Origin of the sequence: Saliterribacillus persicus (assembly GCF_003337485.1) — a bacterium.
Lineage (GTDB): Bacteria > Bacillota > Bacilli > Bacillales > Amphibacillaceae > Saliterribacillus > Saliterribacillus persicus.
On record NZ_QPJJ01000006.1, the window covers coordinates 52423 to 76693 of the forward strand.

Sequence of the window (24271 nt, forward strand, 5' to 3'; positions counted from 1 at the left end):
AGAATTCTAGTCGTTATTTATACGTATCAAGTAATCGGTATAGGTTCTGCTCTTCAAATGGCGATAATGGAACTAAAGGTAATCGCACAGAGCCTACATTTAGTTGTTGGTAACGAAGTGCAGCTTTCACTGGTGAAGGTGAAGGAGCCATGAATAGAGCTTTCATGATAGGTAATAATTTCCGATGAAGTTTAGCAGCTTGTTTAACCTCACCTGCTTCGAAGGCCATTATCATTTCCTTCATTTCTGTTCCAATGACATGGGATGCAACAGAAACTACACCAGTTCCTCCAATAGACTGTATAGGAAGGGTTAAGCTATCATCTCCACTATATACTGTAAAATCTTCACTGACCTGCTCTAATATGGATGAAATAGCATCTAGATCTCCACTAGAATCTTTTACAGAAACGATATTATCAATCTGAGATAAGGAAACGATTGTCTCAACTGTTAATCGGACAATTGCTCTAGAAGGTATATTATAAAGCATAATAGGAAGCTTTGTTTCATTTGCCACTGTTTTAAAATGCTGATATAACCCCTCTTGATTTGGTTTATTATAATATGGTGTCACTAATAAGGCTGCATCTACACCAATTTTTTCTGCTTCTTGGGTTAACCTAATGGAAGCTTCTGTATTATTATTTCCTGTTCCAGCTACTACAGGTACTCGACCATTTACAACTGTCACTACATGGTTAAACAAAGCTAGTTTCTCATCGAAACTAAGCGTTGGTGACTCTCCAGTTGTCCCAGCTATAATCAAGCCATCTGTGCCATGATCAAGTAAGTATTCGATTAATTCTGTAGTTCTTTCTAAATTAATGCGATTATTCTCATCAAATGGGGTGACCATAGCTGTGAGTAAGCTACCAAAATCCATGATCCTCACCTTCTCCTTTCATAGCGACAACAATCTACACACCTTAGTTCTCTTTTACAAATTAAGATCAAAAGCTTCATGTAATGCATTCATTGCCGTCATCAAATATTGCTCCTCTATCAATACCCAAATGGTAGTATGACTATCTGCAGATTGAAGAATTGGAATATTAGCGTCTGACAAGGTTTTAACTATTTTAGCTGTAACACCTGGAACACCAGTCATTCCTGCTCCAACCAATGAGACCTTTGCGCAATTTTTCTTTACAACCGGTTTTAGATTAAGGTCATTTAATAAACTAACAGCTTTATCAGCTAGCAAATCAGCAACAGTGTATACGACACCTCCTGGAGAGATGTTAATAAAGTCGACTGAAATGCTTGCTTCTGCCATAGCTTTAAATATATGTGATTGTAAATAATTCATATCCTCTTCTGAATCAATCTTTAATTGCGTGATATTTTCCATATGTGCAATTCCTGTAATTAATCGATCTGGAACATCGTTTCCTTTTGTCTCATCTCTTGAGGTTGTTACTAACGTTCCGGTTCCTTTTTCTCTGGTTGCGCGCACTCTTATTGGTACATCAGCTTGCATGGCGATCTCAACTGCTCTTGGATGAATAACCTTCGCACCCTGATAGGCCATATTGCAAATTTCAGCGTACGTAATAACATCAAGTGTTTTTGCACTACTAACAACTCTAGGGTCAGCAGTCATAATACCATTAACGTCCGTAAATATATCAACATAGCTTGCATTAAGGGCAGCTCCTAAAGCTGCAGCAGAAGTATCACTCCCGCCACGTCCAATCGTAGTTGTTTCACCCAATTCAGTTTGCCCTTGAAAACCAGCTACAACAATTACATCCAAATTATGAAGCTCCGTGATTAGGCGCTCTACTTTCATTGATTTAATCTTAGCTTCTGTAAAATCATCTGTTGTAACAAAACCAGCTTGAGCTCCTGTCATCGCTAGAGAATTAATTCCCTTTTGATTTAATTCATTGGAAAAAACAACAGATGATATAATTTCACCACAAGACAACAATAAATCTTGTTCCCTTTTTGATATATGTTGATTTGGATACTCCACTAGCTCTAATAATGAATCTGTCGCATAAGGTTCTGGATACCTGCCGATTGCTGAAACAACAACGACAACTTTATACCCTTCATCGATAGCATCTCTCACATGAGTGAGAGCATGCTGTCTTGATTCTTTATCTTTAACTGAAGTACCACCAAATTTTTGAACTAAAATTTTCATGGAACCACCTCAAGGATTACAACCAGTTATTTTTAATTAATGACTCAGCTATTTGAACTGAATTCCATGCAGCACCTTTTAATAAGTTATCGGATACTACCCATAGATGGAAACCGTTCGGGTGATCTATATCTTTTCTGACTCTACCTACAAAAACATCACTCTTACCAGAAGCGGATAATGGAGTTGGATAAACTTGATTTGTTGGATCATCTTCTAAAACGACTCCATCAGCATTCTTAAGTGCTTGTTGAATATCTTCCACCGTAATGTTGGCATCATTTACTTCTACATAAACACTTTCAGCGTGAGCAGTAAAGAATGGTAACCTCACACAAGTAGCTGAAACATGCAAACTATCGTCATGCATGATTTTTTTCGTTTCATTAATCATTTTCATTTCTTCAAACGTATAACCATTGTCTTGAAATACATCGATTTGTGGCAACGCATTAAAAGCAATTGGATAATGTTTCTTTTCCCCATTGACTGGTAACAAATCAGCTGTCATTTCTTCTCCATTTAAGAAGTCTTGAGATTGCTGGCGTAGTTCTTCTACTGCTTCATTCCCTGCACCCGATACCGCTTGGTAGGTTGAAACAATAACGCGTGATAAACCAAATTTCTCTTTAATTGGTTTTAGTGCTGCTACCATCTGAATTGTAGAACAATTTGGGTTTGCAATAATTCCTTTGTGCTTCGTAATATCTGCTTCATTCACTTCAGGTACAACTAATGGTACTTCTGGATCCATACGAAAAGCGCTTGTATTATCAACCACTACCGCTCCACGTTTTACTGCTTCATCAGCTAATTTCTTAGAAACAGATCCTCCTGCTGAAAATAATGCTATTTGGATCCCTTCGAAACTTTCAGGTGTTGCTTCTTTAACCACGTATGTTTCACCTTTATAGGTTAGTTCTTTCCCTGCTGAACGTTTGGAAGATAATAAATGTAAATTTTCAATTGGAAAATCCTTCTTATCTAATGTTTCCAACATTTTTTGTCCTACTGCTCCTGTAGCCCCAACTACTGCTACGTTATATCCTTTTATTACTGTCATGATTACTTGCTCCTTCCATTTACTACAATCATTTGTTTATTCATAAATCATATTTTAACATACTCGAACTCTTTCTTATAATATTTCACCATATTTTAAGCTATCTTTCAATAATCACTGGTTGAATTTGTTGTAATTCAAGAGCTTTTTCTATTGTTGAAGGTATTAAAGTCATGTCTGAAACAAGTGAATTTGGTTTTTTTATTGGATCATCTTGACCGTAAGGAACAAAATATACAAGCTTAGTCGACATTAACCGCATTAAATTAACACCATTTAACCCGAGAGCATCATTTGTTGAGACAGCTAACACTACTGGGTTTCCATTTCTTATCGTTGCTTTTGATGCCATTAATACAGGTGTGTCCGTTATAGCATTTGCCATTCTACTCATTGTATTACCTGTTAATGGTGCTATGATCATACAATCTACTGGGGCACTTGGTCCAAGAAGTTCAGCTTCGACAATTGTTGTAATTGGCTCTTTTCCCGTTAGTCTTCTCAATGTATCCATATGATCGCTTGCTTTACCAAATTTACTGTCTGTATTCATAAATGTGTAAGATACAACTGGCACTACCTCTGCACCTAAGTCTATTAATTTTTTTATTTGTGGAAACACATCTTTATACGTACAGTGAGAGCCTGTTAATCCAAAACCTATTCTTTTTCCCTTTACATTCATCTTTATTCCCCTCCATATTTCATTGAAGTTTTTCTAAGTAAGTTTGTATAGTAGAGGAAGTTTGGTGTATTTAAAGCATTTCTTTTATTGCATTTGCTAGTATTTCTCCCGACGTTTTAGGTGCAACAATACCCGGTAAGCCAAGTGCATGAATGGCTTCAACACCTCTAGCTTTAGCAAAAGAAAAATCTGTTCCACCAGGTTTTGAAGCTAAATCTAATATAACCGCTTGAGAGCCCATCAATTGAATTTCCTTTTTCGTCAACACTTTAGCAGGAATGGTGTTAATGACAATATCAGCAGCATGAATATGAGCACTTAATTGTTCTAACGGTAACGGCGTTACTCCCATTACATCTGCTCTTGCTAAATCTTCTTTGTTTTTTGATACAGACCAAACATTTGCACCGAGCGCTTTAAACTTTTGCACGCATGTAGTTCCTACACGACCTAAGCCTAGTAAAAATACATTAGCATGTTGAATCGTTATATTCGTATGTTTAATAGTTAACATAATCGCGCCTTCTGCAGTTGGAATAGAATTATAAATAGCTATATCATTTCTATTCATTAAAGGTATAAATTTAAGATTTCTTGCTGCCACGTTTTCCTTAAGAAATGGTGTTGTAATACCTGTAAATACGGTGCAGGTTTCTGGTAGTTTATTTATCCAATCTACTTTCAGTGTTATTTGCTTATTGGAAAAGACAGTCTCAACGTTTCCAAACTCATCTACCCCTGATAATGGTAAGATGACGGCACTTAATTCAGTCGGTTCAAGCTCATTCATCGAAACCTGTTTAACAGCACTAAAACCAGGATTTAGTTGGTCAAAACCAACTAATAATATATCTAAATCATCACTAGAGGTTAATGATTTAATCAATTCTAAATAACGTGCATCGCCTCCTAGCACTGCTATCTTCTTTCTTTGTAACATCTTCTCACCTCTTTCGATTGAACTTTTCATATCATCATATGACAAATATTTAGAAGAGTGAATGTACAAATAGATGGAAAACCTTCTAAATATAAAAACGTTTTATAAGCTAAATTATAAATTATTCTCAATTTAAAACATTTTTAATTTCTACCTACAATATTAGGCTAATATTTAAAAATAGAAAAATAAAAAGAAGTGCCATGACGACACTTCAATTTTTGTGCGTATTCTATTTGTCTTCAATTACGATAACGTCTTGACCAATTTTTTTAATATCCTTCCAAGGAATGCGGTGTTTGGAATCACCTTTTTTCAAACCTAGAAAATTATAATGATAGGTAACAAAGGCTTCAATTTGTCCAGTTTCTGTATTAATTTCCATGTCTGTGTGACCTAAAACACCCATTCTTAAGCCGCTTTTGACATCAATCATCTCTTTATTACTTAAATCCTTATAACGCATTCACAAACCACCTCTCTTTATTTATGCGCAGTTACATAAGCTGTGGAATGAACATTTGTGAATATACTTTCTAACGTTTTTTTTGCTGAATCTTCGGTGACTTTATCAATTGAAAGCATCATGTTGTCTACAGTTCGATGCTTATTCAGCAACAACTCATTTCTTGCATTACGACTCATTCTACTATTTGTACTTTCCAATCCTAAGACGATATTTCCTTTAAGCTGTTCCTTACTATTTTGTAGCTCTTGTGAGGTTAACCCGTTTGTTTTCATTTTATCTATAATATCAAAAATGCTCTCTTTCACAGTATCCAATTGATGATGGGCAGTAGCTGCATAAATTGTTAAAAGTCCTGTATCAATAAAAGTACTTGGATAGGAAAAGACAGAATAAGCAAGCCCTTGGTTTTCTCTGATCTCTTGAAAGAGTCGTGAACTCATACTTCCACCTAATACATTATTGATTATCATAAGTTCATATAAATATAGATTATCAATTGCTAAACTCTCAAAACCTAAACAAAAATGGCTTTGTTCTATTTCCTTTTTCTTCGTACGAATCCCATTATGAAATAGAGGCTTTTCCAATTTTTTTTGTTCTAAGCTACGGTTAAATTTGCCGAATAAAGCTTCTAATTCTAAGATAAAATCAGTTTTAACATTCCCAGCCACCGAGATAACAATATTTTCTGGGGTGTAATTTGATTCCATAAAAGTAAATAAGTCATCCTGTGAAAATCCCATCACAGTTTCCTCAGTTCCCAAAATAGGAAAAGCTAATGGATGTTTGTCATAACTTGCGTCTGCTAACAGATCATGAACGATATCATCTGGCATATCTTCATCCATACTTATTTCTTCTAATACGACTTTCTTTTCTTTTCCTATCTCTTCTTCTTTAAAAGTAGAATGAAAAAACATATCAGAGAGGATCTCTATAGCTAAAGACTTATGGGTATCCAATACTTTCGCATAAAAACATGTATATTCTTTGGATGTAAAGGCATTAACTTGTCCTCCGATAGAATCAAAAGCTTCGGCAATCTCTTGAGCATTCCTTTTATTCGTCCCTTTAAATAACATATGTTCTAGAAAATGAGATATTCCTGTATTTTGTGCTGATTCATTTCTCGAGCCAGTTTTTATCCAAATTCCGATCGTTACTGATCGAACAAACGGAATTTCTTCTAAAACTATTCTTAATTGATTATCGCAAGTGTGTCGATGTAACAAAGGTGTTCCTCCTAAATTCCCATTACGTCTAGTTTAAAACGATGTTGAAAATAACTATTTTGGAAAACAATTAGAAAAACTTGGCATATGGCCAAGTCTTTCTGGCGAAAGCCTTCGTTTTCCTTATACTATAGTCCGATAATTTTTATACTTTCTTATAGTAAAATAAAAAAGAAACTGGAAAACCAGCTTCTTTTATACCTTCTATAACTTGCCAAAAAGCTATTATCACAAATTGTTACGTATGGTAATATTATTTGTTTGATTTCTCTTTTTCTTCTGCTAATGCAGCTTTTCTTGATAAGTTGACTCTACCTTGACGATCAATTTCTTTTACTTTGACCATAATTTGATCACCGATAGATACCACATCTTCTACCTTACCAATTCGTTCCTCTGCCATTTCAGAAATATGAACAAGCCCTTCTTTTCCTTTAAACAATTCAACAAATGCACCGAATTTTTCAATTCGTTTTACTGTACCTAGATACAGTTCACCCGCTTGTACTTCTCTAACGATATCTTCAATAATTTTCTTTGCCTTCTGGTTCATTTCATTATTAATGGATGAAATAAATACATGACCATCTTGCTCTATATCAATTTTTACACCTGTTTCTTCGATGATCTTATTGATATGCTTACCGCTCGGCCCAATAACATCACGAATTTTATCTGGATGTATATCCATAGTTAAAATTTTAGGTGCGTATGAAGACAGTTCTTCATTTGGTTTCTGAATCGTTTCAATCATATGACCTAAAATATGCATACGACCTTTTTTAGCTTGGATCAATGCCTCTTCAAGAATTTCTTTCGATAGCCCATCAATCTTAATATCCATTTGTAAAGCTGTAACACCTTTTTCAGTACCAGCCACTTTAAAGTCCATATCTCCTAAGAAATCTTCCATCCCCTGTATGTCAGAAAGAATCGTATAATCTTCTCCTGATTTAACAAGTCCCATAGCAATTCCAGCCACTGGTGCTTTGATAGGAACTCCCGCATGCATCATAGCTAATGTACTTGCACAAATACTCGCCTGGGAAGTGGACCCATTAGATTCTAATACTTCTGAAACAAGTCTAATTGTGTATGGGAATTCTTTTTCATCTGGAATAACTACTTCCAATGCTCTTTCCCCTAATGCGCCATGACCTATTTCACGTCGTCCAGGTCCACGAATTGGTCCTGTTTCACCAACACTGTAAGAAGGGAAGTTATAGTGATGCATGAAACGCTTAGATTCTTCAGCATCAAGACCATCTAAGATTTGCACATCTCCTAAAGCACCTAATGTACAAACACTTAATGCTTGGGTTTGTCCACGAGTAAATAATCCAGAACCATGTGTACGTGGAAGTACACCAACACGAGAAGATAATGCTCTAATTTCATCAACTTTTCTTCCGTCAGGACGGATTTTTTCTTTCGTAATTAGACGACGGACTTCCTCTTTTACCATTTTATCTAAAGAGGATTTTACTTGTTTAATTACCTCGTCTTCTGCCTCTTCGTAATGGTTGAGAATGTCTTTTTTAACCTCATCAATAGCTACTTCGCGTGCATGTTTTTCTTGCACTTGAATAGCATTAAGTAATGCTGTTTTAGCCTTCTCTTCTACTTCAGCAAAAATTTGTTCATCAAGCTGTAATAAGGTGACTTCTGATTTTTCATTTCCTACTTCTTCAATGATTTTCTCTTGGAAAGCAACTAATCGTTTAATCTCTTCGTGGCCAAACATAATTGCTTCTAACATTGTTTCTTCAGGAACTTCAAGCGCCCCAGCTTCTACCATATTAATAGCGTGTTTCGTACCTGCTACCGTTAAATCTATATCACTATTTTCTCTTTGTTCTAGGGTTGGATTAATAATAAATTCTCCGTCTACTCTTCCTATTACTGCACCAGCAATTGGTCCATCAAAAGGAATATCGGAAATAGATAGTGCAATGGAGGAACCAATCATTGCAGCAATTTCTGAAGGATTGTTCTGATCTACACTCATCACTGTGCTAATAACTTGTACTTCATTACGAAAACCATCTGGAAATAAAGGGCGGATAGGACGATCGATTAATCGCGATGTCAATACTGCTTTTTCACTAGGACGACCTTCTCTTTTAATAAAACCACCTGGTATTTTACCAACGGCATATAATCTTTCTTCATAATTAACTGTTAACGGAAAAAAAGGTAAGTCTTTTGGCTCTCTAGATGCAGTTGCTGCAACTAAAACCGAAGTTTCACCATATTGAACCATACAAGCTCCATTCGCTTGTTTTGCCAGTTCACCAATTTCTACCGTAAAAGGTTGTCCTGATATCTCTGTTGTAAAAATTTTTTTCTCATCTGTCATGTTTATTTGTACTCCTCTCAAATACCTTTCTTAATAACCTATTTAGATTGTAAATAATCCAACCATTTACAAATTTCCCTAATTAATCACTATTGAAAATAGAAATTTCATTACGTGTTTCACGTATACACGTTAAAAGGTATGTAAAAATCAATCTAGTTTAACTATACATCTATGTAATAGTATAGACAAGTTTATTTAAATAAATTAGTCCAGAATAAAAAATCATGTAAAAAACAAATTTCAATAAAAATGTCATACCTCTATTATTATAAAGAAAGCTTGGCTTATTGCCAAGTCCTTGCTGTAATATCAAGCTTCATGTTGGAAATTGCATTTTAATAATTATTAAAGTTTTATACTTTTACATACAGAAAAAGCGGGATATAATCCCGCTTTCCTAGTTATCGGCGCAAACCTAATTTTTGAATTAAATCACGATATCGCGTGATATTATTATCGCGAAGATAATTTAATAAGTTACGGCGTTTACCGACCATTTTTAAAAGTCCACGACGTGAGTGGTGGTCTTTCTTGTGTTCACGTAAATGGTCATTTAAGTTATTAATTTCTTCCGTTAGGACAGCAATCTGTACCTCTGGAGATCCAGTGTCGCTTTCATGTGTCTTAAACTCATTAATAAGTTCGTTTTTGCGTTCTTGTGTTATGGCCATCCCATTCACCTCCTAAATATTTATTTATAACCCCAATCCCCGAGCATTCGTCGGTGACTCGATATGCCAAGTGGATGGTTTACGTATTAAAGACTACATGTTTTTGGTGAAAAAAGCAAGGAATTTAATTGAAAAATTCACGTACAACGGTCTCATCCTTCTTCAATTGTTCTACTAATGCCTCAATTCCTGAAAACTTTATTTCCCCGCGAATATTTTTTTTCCAAGATATTTTAATTTCCTCATCATAAATGGAATGATCAAAATCTAAAATATGCACTTCTACTTTTGGCTCTAACAATTCTTGATGAAACGTTGGATTATATCCTAAATTCGCCATTCCATTGTATACGCAATCCTTATAATATACTTTAACTGCGTATACACCTATTTTAGGAAGTAGATAGCTATTGTCAATATTTAAATTAGCGGTAGGATAACCGATTGTTCTTCCTCGTTGGTCGCCATTTATAACCTTTCCCACTGCAGTAAGTTCATGTCCTAGAAGTAATTCTGCTTGTTCCACTTTTCCTTCTTTAAGTAGCTGTCTAATTTTAGTAGAGCTAATCTTTTCATTATTTTCCTCTAACTTATTCATAGTAGTGTAACGAATGTTGTCACTTAAAAATTCATTTATATTATTCATATTCCCTTTTCCCATGTATCCAAAAGTGAAATCAAAACCTGCAACTAAATGTGTTACGTGTAATTTTTCAATGAATTCTTCTAGAAACATCTTTGGAGAGAGTTGTGATAATACTGAATTAAAAGCAATAATATAGAGTCTATCCACACCTAATGATTCAATTAGCTTTACTTTTTCATGGAAGGGTGTAATATAACGCGCATAGGTGACATCATTGGATAATACAACTGAAGGATGCGGATCAAAGGTTATTACCGCACTTTCTTTTTGCTCACCTTTTGCAAGCTTAACCGCTTCTTTTATGACAGACTGATGACCCCTATGAATCCCATCGAAAAAACCAATTGCCGCTACCGTCTCTTTAAACTGGTCTTTTGAATAATAATGAGGATAGGTTAGCTTAATTGTTTCCATTTTTTCACCTTCTTTAATTACAATTAAATACACGAACAGGTTTAATTTCCTCACCATTCTCATGGTGTCTATAAATAGCTAATAATGTATCATTTTGCTGCACACGAAACAGATCAGAATGAGGCACTTGTGGAGTTTTATTAAACTTCTGACCCATTAACACTTTCTCAGCAAATTGGGAATCTACATGCCAGACATCTAAATAAGAAACACCCGTAGAGATGGGCAATAAAATTGATTTAATTTCATTATTCTCTATAATGTTTGGAATATCAAATAACTTTATGGATTGACTTTCATTGAAGCTTCCTGCAGCAGTCCTTATTAGCTTTGACATATGTGCTGGGTAACCAATTCTACCACCAATATCTTTACAAAGGGTTCTTATATAAGTACCTTTCGAACATGCTACTTCGAATTGCACGTCTTGTGTCTTCTTGACTTTATCATAGGTACTATCTATTAATCGAATATTATGGATGTGAACCTCTCGAATTGGTCTTTCAACGAATTCACCATTTCTTGCGTATTCATATAATTTTTTTCCTTTTACTTTGACTGCTGAATATAAAGGTACTTGCTGTTTAATTATTCCCTCAAAAGCATTAAGATTATTTAAAATCTCTTCTTTAGAAACTTGCTCATTCACCTCTTGTTGTGAGGTAATATTCCCTGTTTGATCTTCTGTATCAGTAGATAAACCCAATGTCATGGTAGCAACATATGTTTTATCTGTATCCGTTAAATACGGTACAATTTTTGTTGCTTCGCCTATACAAATTGGCAGTACTCCCTCAACTTCCGGATCTAAGGTTCCTGTGTGTCCTACTTTTTTTATATGTAACCATTTTCTAATTTTAAAAACACAATCATGCGATGTATAGCCCTTTGGTTTCCAAACTGGTAATATTCCATGCATTAGATTCTCTCCACCTTAATCAAAACAGTATTTAAAATTGGTAAGAACCCCTGCTGTATAAACAAGGGTTCTATCATTTATAATGGAGCCTCTCAATCAAAATTAAGCATCCGGATTATTTAAATCACGTAAAATATGCTCAATACGATTTCCTTTTTCTATCGTCTCATCCCACTCAAAAATTAATTCCGGAGTTTTGCGTAGACGAATTCTTTTCCCGATTTCAGAGCGAATAAAGCCCTTAGCTTTTGCAAGACCTACTAGCGTATCTTGCTTCTGCTTATCTTCACCTAATACTGAGATGAAAATTGTAGCTTGCTGCAGATCTCCTGTAACCTCTACATCCGTCACAGTAACGAAACCTACTCTGGGATCTTTAATTTTCCGTGATATTATATCGCCTAATTCTTTCTTCATCTGTTCTCCTACTCGATTAGCTCTTAACTCACTCATCTTATCACCTCAACGAATATTATTTCTTAGTACCTATCAATATTAGTTATGGTACGTTCAAGCTCAGTAAATTGATCAATGATTGCAAAGGATTGATTAATAATTCTTTCAGCTTGGACATAATCTGAAGAAACAGTTGCTATGGCAATTTTCGTTCTTTGCCATAGCTCTTGATAATCAATTTCTGCGACTGTAACATTTCGCTCCTTTTGTAATCGATGCAGAAGCTTCTTAATAATCGCTCGCTTTTCTTTTAGCGAATGAGGTTCATAAAAGAAACACTCTATTTCTGCTACGAGTAAGATCATCTTTCAATTTCTTGCATAACAAAACCTTCAATTACGTCGCCCTCTTTAAGATCATTGAAATTAGTAATGGTTATACCACACTCATAGTTTTGAGCTACTTCTTTCACATCATCTTTGAAACGTTTTAGTGTATCAATTTCACCTTCAAAAATAACAACACCATCACGTACTACTCGAACGCCTGCATCTCTAGTTAATTTACCATCCGTAACATAACTACCAGCAATGGTACCAATACGGGATACTTTAAAGATTTCACGGACTTCAGCTTGTCCAATTACTTTTTCTTCAAATTCAGGATCTAACATACCTTGCATTGCTGCTTCAATTTCTTCAATAGCTTTATAAATAATGCGGTGTAAACGAACATCCACTTTTTCAGATTCAGCAGCTTTCTTAGCATTTACATCTGGGCGAACATTAAACCCTATTACGATAGCATTAGAAGCTGAAGCTAAAATAATATCTGATTCTTTAATAGCACCAACACCTGTATGAATGATATGAACATTCACACCCTCTACATCAATTTTTCTTAAAGATGCAGCCAAGGCTTCAACTGCACCTTGTACGTCAGCTTTTACAATAAGGTTTAAGTCTTTCATTTCACCTTGCTTGATACGCTCAAAGAGATCATCTAAACTTACGCGTGCTTGATCACCACGATTTATTTCAATTTGTTTTTGTTGTCTTAGTTCACCAATTTGTCTAGCTTTTTTCTCGTCTTTAAATACAACAAATTGATCTCCAGCTGAAGGTACTTCGTTTAAACCAGTGATCTCTACTGGTGTAGATGGACCAGCTTGTTTTACTCGTTTACCTAAATCGTTAACCATTGCACGAACGCGACCGAAGGTATTCCCGACTACTATCGGATCTCCTACTTTTAATGTCCCATTTTGTACAAGTAAAGTAGCAACTGATCCTCTTCCTTTATCTAGTTGCGCCTCTATTACAGTACCATTTGCTCTGCGATTAGAGTTTGCCTTTAATTCTTCTACTTCGGCAACCAATAAAACCATTTCTAAAAGTGAATCTATACCTTCATGCTTGATCGCTGAAAGCTGAACAAAAATAGTGTCGCCGCCCCAGTCTTCTGGTACTAATTGATGCTCGGTTAATTCCTGCATCACACGGTCAGGATTGGCTCCTTCTTTATCCATCTTATTAACAGCAATAATAATTGGTACATCAGCAGCTTTAGCGTGATTTATAGCTTCAACTGTTTGAGGCATAACACCGTCATCTGCTGCAACTACTAAGATTGCAATATCTGTAACCTGTGCTCCACGTGATCTCATACTTGTAAAAGCAGCATGACCTGGTGTATCTAAGAAAGTTATTTTTTTGCCATTTTCTTCTATTTGATAAGCACCGATATGTTGTGTAATACCTCCAGCTTCACCTTCTGAAACTTTTGTATTTCGAATGGAGTCTAATAAAGTGGTTTTACCGTGATCGACGTGTCCCATAATCGTAACAACAGGTGGTCTTTCTTCTGAAGCCTCTTCATCATCCTCAGGTATAAAATGAATCAAATCAGCTTCATCAATTTCTGTTTCTTTATCTACTTCGACATTATATTCAGCACAAATTAATTCAATCGATTCATCATCTAAATCTTGGTTGATTGTAGCCATAACACCTAATGACATTAACTTTTTGATAATTTCACTAGATTCTTTTTCTAGCTTTCCAGCTAATTCTCCTACAGTTAACGTGCCTATATAACTTATTCTATTTTCATTTTCTGTGTTATCTTCTGCCTTTTCTTTTGTATCCGGTGTAGTATTCTTTGAATTATTATTATCTTTCGATTTTGATTTCTTTTTAGATACCTCTGGCTTTGCAGCTTTATTTGTTTTCTCATCTTGTTTCTCATCTTGTTTCTCATCTTGTTTCTCATCTTTTTTATCGTCTTTTGATGAGCCTTTAAAATGAGTATCTAATTGTTTAATTATTTCATCATCAATCGTTGACATATGATTTGAAACAGCAACATTTAAATCTTTCAATATGTTAATAACTTCTTTACTAGAAACCTTATTTTCCTTTGCGTATTCGTATACTCTAATTTTACTCATACATTCACCCCCGATTAGATTCATCAAGTAACGTCATGAACTTTTTAGCAAAGCCCTTATCTTGAATGGAAATAGCTACTCGACCTTCCTTACCAATTGCTTGTGATAATATGTCACGATTATCTACCACGTAACATGGAACTTCATAAGACTTACATTTATCACGTATTTTTTTGCTTGTTTGTTTACCAGTGTCATTTGCCAATAACACTAATTTAGCACGTCCTTGCTGAATTTCTTTTACAATGAATTCTTCTCCTAACGTACATGCACCTGCACGATAAGCTAATCCTAATAAATTTAAATATGATGACTTATTATTCAAATTGATTTCCTACCAATCATATCCATTAATTCTTCATATATAGCATCAGGAATTTTGACTGCTAAGTTTTTATCAAGTTCTCTTGATTTTTCTGCTTGTTTAATCACTTCAGGGTCTAGTGTTAAGTAGGCACCACGACCATTTTTCTTTCCAGTGGTATCTACAAAAACTTCACCTTCTTTATTTTTAACTACACGAATTAATTCTTTCTTAGGTTTCATTTCTTTCGTAATTACACATCTTCTCAATGGAACCTTTTTGACTTTTTTAGGCATGTGTATACCTCCTTATTCAAACAAGTCTTCATCCATAACAGAATAGGCATTGTCCCCTAATTCCTCATTTGGTTGACTTTTTTCAGATAATAAACCTTCTTCTTTTGCCTCTGATTCACTTTTAATATCAATTTTCCACCCTGTCATCTTTGCTGCAAGTCGCGCATTTTGTCCTCTTTTACCAATTGCTAATGATAGTTGGTAATCTGGGACGATAACAGTAGTTGCTTTTTCTTCTTCATTCACAATTACTTCTACTACTTTAGATGGGCTAAGTGCATTTGAAACATAGACTACTGGGTCTTCAGACCATTCTACAATATCAATTTTTTCACCCTTCAGTTCATCCACGATTGTCTGAACTCGCTGCCCTTTTTGTCCTACACAAGAACCTACTGGATCTATATCTTCATCTTTTGCATATACAGATATCTTTGAGCGATCTCCAGCTTCTCTTGCAACTGATTTCACTTCAACAGTGCCATCATAAATTTCAGGTACTTCCATTTCAAATAGTCGTTTTAAAAGACCTGGATGGGTTCTTGAAACAAAAATACTTGGGCCTTTATTCGTGTTTTCTACCTTTGTAACATATACTTTTATTCGATCATGAACCTGGTACTTATCTGCCGCCATTTGCTCACTCTCTGGTAGCTTAGCTTCAACTTTACCAAGATTCACATAAATAAACCTAGGGTCCATTCGCTGAATTATACCTGTCATAATGTCATCTTCACGGTCAATATATTCGCTAAAGATTACACCACGTTCAGCCTCACGTACACGCTGTGTCACTACTTGTTTAGCAGCTTGAGCAGCAATTCTTCCGAAATCCCTTGGTGTTACTTCAATTTCGATTACGTCACCTAATTCATAGTTAGGATTAATCTCTTGAGCTTCCTCTAATGAAAGCTGTTGTTGGTGATCTTCCACCGCTTCCACAATTTCTTTTTGTGAATACACATGCATGCTTCCAGACTCTTCATTTAAATCGACACGTACATTTGATGCTGACTTAAAATTTTTCTTATAAGCAGAGATTAACGCAGCTTCTAGAGCATCGATTAATACTTCCTTATTAATCCCTTTTTCTTTTTCTAAGTAATTGATTGCTTCAAATAATTCCTTATTCACTATTTATCCCCCTTTAATCGAAACTTACAGATAGATTAGCTTTTGCAATAAGCTTATACGGTATTTCTAGTGTTTTCTTTCGTGTTTTAACCTTGTATTCGATCTCCACTAAATCTTCTTTGAATGAAAGTAATTTCCCATTGAATTCTTTTTCATTGTCTATTGGCTGATATAATTTCACAAAGATATTATCCCCAACATGCGCTTTAAAATCTTCGGGCTTTTTCAGTGGTCTTTCTACACCGGGTGAGGATACTTCTAGGAAATATGCTCCTGTGATAGGGTCAATTTCATCTAGCTTTTCACTTAAGCGTTCCGATACCGTACCACATTCTTCAATATCTACTCCGCCAGCCTTGTCTATATATATGCGAAGAAACCAATTTTTTCCCTCTTTTTCATACAATACTTCTACTAATTCCAAATTCAATTCTTCTAGTATGGGTTGCAGGAGTTGTTCTGTTTCTTCTACAATTTTGTTTGCCAATTTATTCCCTCCTTTATTTAAGTCCTGAGTGTTTTAAGATTTCTTCTTTATTATAAGTATAATTCCCTTATCAATACTTCCTAACACTTTCTTCTTTTACAATGATAAATCCCTTGCCAGGTTGAATTGGCAAGGGATTACTTCTTTACCCTATTACGAATGAAAAATAACACCAACACGAACTTGGTCGTAACAAGAAAGAGTGGGAAAATCCCACTCTTTCAACGACACGTTTGTTACAAGATACTTAAAATATAGCACGGATGATTAGTAAATGCAACCATTAGCAAATTTAAAACAAGGACAATTGGTTTTTATCTGCCATTCCTTGCAAGCAACCATGGTTATCTAAATATTCTAAAACTGTTTTTGAAATTCTACTTCTTTCTCTTAAATCTTCTTTAGATAAAAATTCTCCGTCTTTTCTAGCATTTACAATGTTAAGTGCGGCATTTGTACCCAAACCATCTACAGCGTTAAATGGAGGGATCAATGTGTCACCATCAACTACAAATTCTGCAGCTTCTGAACGGTATAAATCAACCTTTTGGAAAGAATAACCTCGTTCATTCATTTCTAGTGCTATTTCCATAACAGTCAGCAAGCTTTTTTCCTTTGGAGTCGCATCATTTCCCTTTGCCTGTATTTCTTCAATCCTCTTTCTAATTTGAGAGGAACCCTTTACCATGGAATCTAAATCAAAATCCCCCGCCCTTACTGTAAAATACGCAGCGTAAAAATAAAGTGGATAATGGACTTTGAAATAAGCAATACGCACAGCCATTAATACATATGCAGCAGCATGAGCTTTTGGAAACATATATTTTATTTTCTTACATGAATCGATATACCAGTTAGGTACATCATGTTTTTTCATTTCGTCTATCCATTCGTCTTGAAGGCCTTTCCCTTTTCTAACAAATTCCATAATTTTAAATGCAAGGGACGCATCTAATCCTTTATGCATGAGATAAACCATGATATCATCACGACACCCTATTACATCCGGCAAACCACAAATTCCGTCATTTATTAGCTCTTGGGCATTTCCTAGCCATACATCTGTTCCATGCGAAAGCCCAGAAATGATTACTAATTCTGCAAATGTTTTGGGCTTAGTATCTTCTAACATCTGTCTAACAAATCGCGTTCCAAATTCTGGAACCCCTAATGTTCCTGTCTTACAATTAATTTGATCAGCTGTTACCCCTAAAACATCGGGACCTGAAAATATTTTCATTACTTCAGCATCATCGATTGGAATAGTTTGTGGATCGATTCCACTCAAATCTTGGAGCATCCGGATAACAGTTGGATCATCGTGCCCTAGTATATCCAATTTTAACAAATTGTCATGAATTGAATGAAAATCAAAATGTGTGGTTTTCCATTCGGAATTACGATCATCCGCGGGAAATTGGATAGGTGTAAAATCATATATTTCTTTATCGTCCGGTACAACTATGATACCACCAGGGTGTTGTCCAGTAGTACGTTTCACCCCAGTACATCCTTTGACCAAACGGTCTACTTCTGCGGCTTTATAATTTAAATCGTGATCAGAAGCATATCCTTTCACATACCCATATGCAGTTTTTTCTGCGACAGTACCTATTGTTCCCGCTCGAAATACTTTCTCTTCTCCAAACAATACCTTAGTGTAGTTATGTGCTCGTGGTTGATATTCCCCTGAAAAATTCAAATCAATATCGGGAACTTTATCACCTTTAAAGCCTAAAAAGGTTTCAAATGGAATATCCTGTCCGTCTTTCTTTAATTCGGTATCACATTTGGGACAATTCTTATCGTCCAAATCAAAACCACTACCAACTGAACCATCTGTAAAAAACTCATTATGTTTGCATGAAGGACAAACATAATGTGGTGGTAATGGATTTACTTCAGTGATTTCAGTAAAAGTTGCTATTAAAGAAGATCCAACAGACCCCCTCGAACCAACTAAATAACCATCATTTAATGATTTTTTCACTAGCTTTTGTGAGATTAAATAAATAACGGCAAAACCATGTCCGATGATACTTTCTAATTCTTTCTCAATTCTCTTCTCAATTAATTCAGGTAGTGGATCACCATATATGGAACGGGCATAATCATAGCTTAATTGCCTGATCTCACTATCTGCTCCTTCTATATTGGGTGTATAGAGATCTTCTTTAACAGGTTTTACGTCATCTATTTTATCTACTAATAATTTCGGATTAGAAATGATGATTTCTTTTGCTTTTTCTTTCGGAATAAAATGGAATGCCTCCATCATTTCAACTGTAGTTCTAAAGTGAACATTCGGTAGTCTTTGTCTACTTAGTGGATTTCCACTTTGTGAGCTTATCAAGATTTGTCGATAAAGACGGTCATTTTCTTCTAAATGATGGACATTTCCTGTTGCCACACAAGTCTTATCCAATCTATCACACATATCAATAATATTTTTTAATATATCAAATAATTGTGCTTCATTTTGAATAAGCTCTTTTTCTATTAAATGATAATAATTTTCTGGCGGTTGAACTTCTATATAGTCATAGAAAGATGCAACACTTTCGGCTTCTTCAACTGATTTTTGCATCATTGCCTCAAAGACCTCACCCTTATCACAGGCAGAACCTACAATAATTCCCTCTCGAAGCTGTTGTAACTTAGATCGCGGAATTCGGGGAACTCTGTAAAAATAATCAATATGAGCAGTAGAAACTAATTTATAAATATTTTTTAATCCAACTTCATTTGTAGCAAGTAATGTAGCATGAAATGGCCTAGCGCGTTGATAAGCATTCCCTTCCCCCATATGAAGGTTAAAGTGCTTGTGATTAGTTATTTCTTTTTCTAGTGAAAGCTTAATGAATTTCCATAATAAATAGCCTGTAGCTTCAGCATCATAGATAGCTCTATGGTGTTGCGTAAGTTCGATATCCATTTTTTTACACAATGTGTTTAGTCGATGATTTTTTAATTCCGGAAATAAAAATCGAGCTAATTCTAATGTATCGATAACGGGATTTTCAGCTTTCTCATAGCCAAACTTCTCAAAGCCTGTGTTTAAAAATCCCATATCAAAAGAAGCATTATGGGCAACTAATATATCATCCTTCATCCACGCTTGAAATTCCTTTAGAACTTCCTCTACTTCAGGCGCATTTTGAACCATATCATCTGTAATACCAGTCAAATTCGTCGTTGTTTCAGATAGTGGATGATGTGGATTTGCAAAGGATTCATATTTATCAATAATTTCCCCATTTTTTATCCTAACTGCAGCGAGTTCTATTATCGTGTCATATTTTGCTGATAGCCCTGTAGTTTCTACGTCAAAAACAACATATGTGGCTTCTTCTAAATCTCGGTCAGTTTCATTATAGGCCATCGGTACTCCATCATCGACCACATTCGCTTCCACACCGTAAATCACTTTTACGCCATGCTTTTGTCCTGCAGCATATGCTTCTGGATAGGACTGAACACCTGCATGATCTGTAATAGCAATTGCTTCATGGCCCCATTTACCAGCTTGCTCGACCAATTTTGATGCAGTAACAACAGCATCCATTGAGCTCATAACGGTATGAGTATGTAGCTCAATTCTTTTTTCATTATCTATGCCAGCATCATTTCTTATTGTTCCTTCAATTTCCTGCATATCATTAACCATCATCGTTAGTTCATTAGAGAAATTATCTGTTTGAATCGTACCCTTTACCTTTAACCAAATTCCAGCTTTGATGGAACTAAAAGTATCGGCATCCTGATCGCCTTTTGAAAACATTTTAACGGAAAATGAATCGGTATAATCAGTCATTTTCATAATCAACAGATGTCGGCCAGATCTTAACTCTCTTACTTCAGCATCGAAGACATACCCTTGCATGATAATTCCTCGATCCTCTTCCTTTATACTTTCCATTTCTATAGGAGTACCTTTTATCGCATATCCAATAGAAATAGGACCTTTATTTCCTTGGTCATCTTGCTTAGCTTTTTCTTCAATTTGCTTTACTGCTTGCTGTACAAAAGCTTTATCTTCCATATCTTTTCTTTCTTTAAACTTTTGAATTTCGTCTTGTTCCTGATTAATCTCAATATCAATCGTAAAAAAGCTAGCACCAATTTTCTCGCAAAAGGAGCGATACTGTGGTTCTATATTTTTTTTAATCGATTGCAATTGAATGTCATCTTGGCAAGTTAACATAATGTTATTATCGTTAACTATTGGTTTGTTGAATTCCATCGATTTATATCGAGGTGAAGCTTTAACAATTTCAGAAATAAATATATTCCAATATTCTTTCATATAAGTACTTGAAATCTTATTGTTCTCGGTTTGAATGTTCCACTTTACTGCTGCGATATTTGAAAATGCAGTATTTAATTTTAAAATAAACAATTGATATACATCTGGAGGTAGTACATTTTCAAAATGAAAATAAAAATGCCAAACTTTACTTTGACGGTGAACAATTAATTTTTCCAGTTTAGCCGATTTAAAATATTGTTCGCGAATATCTTTTGGTAACTCAATTTGATCTAAGAGGACTTCCATTTTCTTTGCGCCAGTCATGGACATCTAACTACTTCCTTTCCCATTAAAGTCAAGAACAGCTTATAGATAAATTCCCTTGTCGTTATGACAAGGGAATCGCATTTATAATACTTCTTGTAAACGACCAAGCAGTTCAGAAATATGAATATCAAATTGTTCACCTGTAGCTCTAATTTTACATTCAATTATTCCCTCATTTGCTTTTTTCCCAATAGTAAGTCTTACTGGAATACCAATGAGGTCACTATCAGCAAATTTAACGCCTGGACGCTCTTTACGGTCATCATAAAGTACATCTATTTGATTTTCTTTTAAAGTTGTATATATCTGTTCTGCTAATTCTACTTGTTCTTCTTTATTACTCTGCATGGTTAGCATATGAATTTGATAAGGAGCTACAGCACTTGGCCAAGTAATTCCGTTTTCATCATTATACTGCTCGACAATTGCAGCTAATGTTCTAGAAACACCTATACCATAACAACCCATTGTCATAACCTGTGATTTACCAAACTCGTCAAGGTAATTGGCGCCCATTTTTTCTGTATAAACTTTTCCTAGTTTAAAAACATGACCAACCTCAATACCTTTAGCGAATTTAATTATACCATTACCGTCCGGTGAAAGATCCCCTTCTTTTATAAAGCGGATGTCTTCATATTTACTGATCACTAGATCTCTTTCAGGTTGAACATTAATATAATGCTTGTCATCTTCATTTGCACCACAATATCCGTCAACAATAGATTTCACACTGTAGTCCGCAATAACTTCAACATTCTTAACATTCACTGGTCCTAGTGATCCAACAGAAGCCCCTAAAAGATTCTTTGCTTCCTCTTCGGTTGCTAATTCGACCTCAACTGCTTGATATATGTGCTTTAATTTGATGTCGTTAACATCATGATCTCCACGTGTTAATACAAGAACAAATTCCTCATCTATTTTAAATAACAAGGATTTAATACCTTGATCTAACGGACGATTTAAGAAACTAGCCACTTCTACCATAGTCTTTTGATTCGGTGTGGAAACGAGGGCCAATTCATCAATCTCAGTTTGTTTAGTATCTTCATATCGATCAATAACAGGTGCCATTTCTATATTAGCGGCATAATCACTTGAATCTGAATAAGCTATTGTATCTTCACCAACTTCAGATAGAACCATAAATTCATGTGTATCTTTACCACCCATTGCACCAGAATCTGCAATTACTGCTCGAAAATTTAAGCCGCAACGCTTAAATATATTAGAATAAGCAGTAAACAAACGATCATAAACTTCGTCTAAGCTCTCGTCGTTAGTATGAAAGGAATAAGCATCCTTCATCACAAATTCTCTACCTCGTAATAAGCCAAATCGAGGTCTTTTTTCATCTCGAAACTTCGTTTGGATTTGATAGAGAGTAAGCGGTAATTTCTTATAGGAATTTATCTCACTTCGAATTAAGTCTGTTATAACTTCTTCATGCGTAGCACCAAGTGCAAACTCTCTATGATGACGATCATGTAGACGCATTAACTCTGGACCAAAGTTATCCCATCTATTTGTTTCTTTCCATAGTTCACTTGGTTGAAGTGCAGGCATTAACATTTCTACTGCACCCGCATTTTCCATTTCTTCTCGTACAATTGCTTCTACTTTTGTTAGAACTTTTTTACCTAAAGGTAAGAAGCTATATACTCCTGATGCTGTTTGGCGAATAAACCCAGCACGCAATAACAGTTGATGACTTTTAATGTCAGCACCTGCTGGTGTTTCTTTTAACGTTGGTAATAATGTCTGACTTTGCCTCATTCTTTTGGGTCACCTCATCTAACTTATCTAATTTATAAAAATAATCGTTGGATATCATTCCATGTAACAACAATCATTAGTAGCATTAATAGCGCGAATCCTATAAAGTGTACAACACCTTCTTTTTGTGGATCAATCGGTTTACCACGTACTGCTTCTAATCCGACAAATAATAGCCGACCCCCGTCAAGAGCTGGGAGTGGTAGTAAATTAATTATGCCTAAGTTAACACTCAAAATGGCAGTCCAAGTTAAAAAGTTCAGAAAGCCTGTCTTAACAACTTGATCAGTGGCATCATAAATGCCTACAGGTCCAGATAGCATGTCAATAGAAAATTGTCCTGTAACAAGCTTCCCTAGGTTTACTAGAATTAATTTCGACCAATCGTAGGTCTGTTCTAAACTATAGGGTATAGATCCCCAAAATGACTTTTCTAAAGCCAATTGAACACCCACTTGACCTATAGATTGTTCAGGTGTCTCAATAAGCCTTGGTGTTACCGTTAAATTAAGCTCTTCATTCCCTCTTAATACATTCATTTCTAGAGGCGTTTCTGGATTGCTTTGAACAATCTCTTGAAATTGTTCCCATTCAGAAATTGATTGATTTTCAATACTTAAAACTGTATCACCTTCTACAAATCCAGCTTCATCAGCAGGACTATCCGGTTGCACATTGCCAATTTCAATCTCATCAACAGGTACCCCTTGTACGTAGCCTAAAATAATGAAGATAACAATTGTTAAAAGGAAATTCATCATTGGCCCAGCAAATAATTGTATTCCTCTTTGGCCTACTGTTTTAGAAGAAAACTGACGATTATATGGAGCGATTTGTGTTTCCTTTTCATCCATGATAAAGTCAGCTTTTTCATCAACTTGGAAATGTAGCTTTGTTTCTGTTTCAATCTCGTATCCTTCAATTACTAATTGATGATCCAAGTCTATTCTTTCAACTTCTACTACTTGTGCATTTGGATGCTTTGATTTATTATTCACAATAATCTTGTTTACTTTTCCAGCCTCATTGAATTCTAATCCGACGTGTTGCCCACGTTTCAAATCAATTATTTCTGGATCTTCTCCTGCCACTCTAACATATCCACCAAGTGGTAAAAGTCTAACAGTATATAATGTTTCATTTTTCTTAGTAGAAAAAACTTTCGGACCAAAACCTATTGCAAATTCTCTTACAAGCATACCCGCTCGCTTAGCAAAAATGAAGTGTCCAAACTCGTGAACAAACACAAGGAGTCCGAACATAAAAATAAAAGCAATGACTGTATTCAAGTTTT

The 24271-nt window shown here is 35.2% G+C and carries 21 protein-coding genes; all 21 read right to left on the reverse strand.

The window, feature by feature from the left end; genetic code table 11:
• Window positions 1-13: 13 nt before the first annotated feature.
• The 21 genes from dapA to rseP all read right to left on the reverse strand — a co-directional run bounded on the left by dapA (window position 14) and on the right by rseP (window position 24266).
• Complete coding sequence (gene dapA, locus DFR57_RS08170; RefSeq protein WP_114352832.1) at window positions 14-889, reverse strand: 4-hydroxy-tetrahydrodipicolinate synthase; 876 nt, start codon at window positions 887-889, stop codon at window positions 14-16.
• A 51-nt stretch (window positions 890-940) separates the two neighbouring features.
• Window positions 941-2155 carry an aspartate kinase gene (gene dapG / locus DFR57_RS08175; protein WP_114352655.1) on the reverse strand — a complete coding sequence of 405 codons (1215 nt, stop codon included), beginning with the start codon at window positions 2153-2155 and terminating at the stop codon, window positions 941-943.
• 16 nt (window positions 2156-2171) lie between these two features.
• Entirely contained in the window at window positions 2172-3218 is a 1047-nt protein-coding gene (locus DFR57_RS08180; protein ID WP_114352656.1) for an aspartate-semialdehyde dehydrogenase, read from the reverse strand.
• A gap of 100 nt (window positions 3219-3318) precedes the next feature.
• The gene (locus tag DFR57_RS08185) at window positions 3319-3903 is read right to left on the reverse strand and encodes a dipicolinate synthase subunit B (RefSeq protein WP_114352657.1); all 585 of its coding nucleotides are present in this window, start codon (window positions 3901-3903) and stop codon (window positions 3319-3321) included.
• Between the two features lie 70 nt (window positions 3904-3973).
• A complete protein-coding gene (gene dpaA / locus DFR57_RS08190; RefSeq protein ID WP_114352658.1) occupies window positions 3974-4843 on the reverse strand; it encodes a dipicolinic acid synthetase subunit A in 870 nt (289 codons plus the stop codon).
• Between the two features lie 232 nt (window positions 4844-5075).
• Entirely contained in the window at window positions 5076-5309 is a 234-nt protein-coding gene (locus DFR57_RS08195; protein WP_114352659.1) for a YlmC/YmxH family sporulation protein, read from the reverse strand.
• A gap of 17 nt (window positions 5310-5326) precedes the next feature.
• Window positions 5327-6544, reverse strand: coding sequence for a M16 family metallopeptidase (locus tag DFR57_RS08200; RefSeq protein ID WP_114352660.1), 1218 nt, complete (start codon window positions 6542-6544; stop codon window positions 5327-5329).
• 253 nt (window positions 6545-6797) lie between these two features.
• The gene (gene pnp, locus DFR57_RS08205; RefSeq protein WP_114352661.1) at window positions 6798-8903 is read right to left on the reverse strand and encodes a polyribonucleotide nucleotidyltransferase; all 2106 of its coding nucleotides are present in this window, start codon (window positions 8901-8903) and stop codon (window positions 6798-6800) included.
• 404 nt (window positions 8904-9307) lie between these two features.
• On the reverse strand, window positions 9308-9577 hold the full coding sequence (gene rpsO / locus DFR57_RS08210) for a 30S ribosomal protein S15 (protein ID WP_114352662.1): 270 nt from the start codon (window positions 9575-9577) through the stop codon (window positions 9308-9310).
• A 124-nt stretch (window positions 9578-9701) separates the two neighbouring features.
• Window positions 9702-10637 (reverse strand): riboflavin biosynthesis protein RibF, encoded by a 936-nt coding sequence (gene ribF, locus DFR57_RS08215; RefSeq protein ID WP_114352833.1) that lies wholly within the window; start codon window positions 10635-10637, stop codon window positions 9702-9704.
• A gap of 13 nt (window positions 10638-10650) precedes the next feature.
• Window positions 10651-11556, reverse strand: a complete 906-nt coding sequence (gene truB / locus DFR57_RS08220) for a tRNA pseudouridine(55) synthase TruB (RefSeq protein ID WP_114352663.1) — start codon at window positions 11554-11556, stop codon at window positions 10651-10653.
• Between the two features lie 102 nt (window positions 11557-11658).
• Window positions 11659-12009: a 30S ribosome-binding factor RbfA gene (gene rbfA, locus DFR57_RS08225; RefSeq protein WP_114352664.1), complete on the reverse strand. Its 351-nt coding sequence runs from the start codon at window positions 12007-12009 to the stop codon at window positions 11659-11661.
• A 26-nt stretch (window positions 12010-12035) separates the two neighbouring features.
• A complete protein-coding gene (locus DFR57_RS08230; protein ID WP_114352665.1) occupies window positions 12036-12317 on the reverse strand; it encodes a DUF503 domain-containing protein in 282 nt (93 codons plus the stop codon).
• The gene (infB, locus tag DFR57_RS08235; RefSeq protein WP_114352666.1) at window positions 12314-14401 is read right to left on the reverse strand and encodes a translation initiation factor IF-2; all 2088 of its coding nucleotides are present in this window, start codon (window positions 14399-14401) and stop codon (window positions 12314-12316) included. The genes DFR57_RS08230 and infB overlap by 4 nt, the downstream gene beginning before the upstream one ends.
• A 4-nt stretch (window positions 14402-14405) precedes the next feature.
• Entirely contained in the window at window positions 14406-14726 is a 321-nt protein-coding gene (locus DFR57_RS08240; protein WP_114352667.1) for a YlxQ family RNA-binding protein, read from the reverse strand.
• Window positions 14723-15001, reverse strand: a complete 279-nt coding sequence (gene rnpM / locus DFR57_RS08245) for an RNase P modulator RnpM (RefSeq protein WP_114352668.1) — start codon at window positions 14999-15001, stop codon at window positions 14723-14725. Before rnpM ends, DFR57_RS08240 begins: the two co-directional genes overlap by 4 nt.
• A 12-nt stretch (window positions 15002-15013) precedes the next feature.
• The gene (gene nusA / locus DFR57_RS08250) at window positions 15014-16135 is read right to left on the reverse strand and encodes a transcription termination factor NusA (protein ID WP_114352669.1); all 1122 of its coding nucleotides are present in this window, start codon (window positions 16133-16135) and stop codon (window positions 15014-15016) included.
• A 13-nt stretch (window positions 16136-16148) separates the two neighbouring features.
• Window positions 16149-16622 carry a ribosome maturation factor RimP gene (gene rimP / locus DFR57_RS08255; protein ID WP_114352670.1) on the reverse strand — a complete coding sequence of 158 codons (474 nt, stop codon included), beginning with the start codon at window positions 16620-16622 and terminating at the stop codon, window positions 16149-16151.
• Between the two features lie 292 nt (window positions 16623-16914).
• Window positions 16915-21201, reverse strand: coding sequence for a PolC-type DNA polymerase III (locus DFR57_RS08260; protein WP_114352671.1), 4287 nt, complete (start codon window positions 21199-21201; stop codon window positions 16915-16917).
• A 78-nt stretch (window positions 21202-21279) separates the two neighbouring features.
• Window positions 21280-22977, reverse strand: coding sequence for a proline--tRNA ligase (locus DFR57_RS08265; RefSeq protein ID WP_114352672.1), 1698 nt, complete (start codon window positions 22975-22977; stop codon window positions 21280-21282).
• A 32-nt stretch (window positions 22978-23009) separates the two neighbouring features.
• Window positions 23010-24266, reverse strand: a complete 1257-nt coding sequence (rseP, locus tag DFR57_RS08270) for an RIP metalloprotease RseP (RefSeq protein WP_114352673.1) — start codon at window positions 24264-24266, stop codon at window positions 23010-23012.
• Window positions 24267-24271 lie beyond the last annotated feature (5 nt).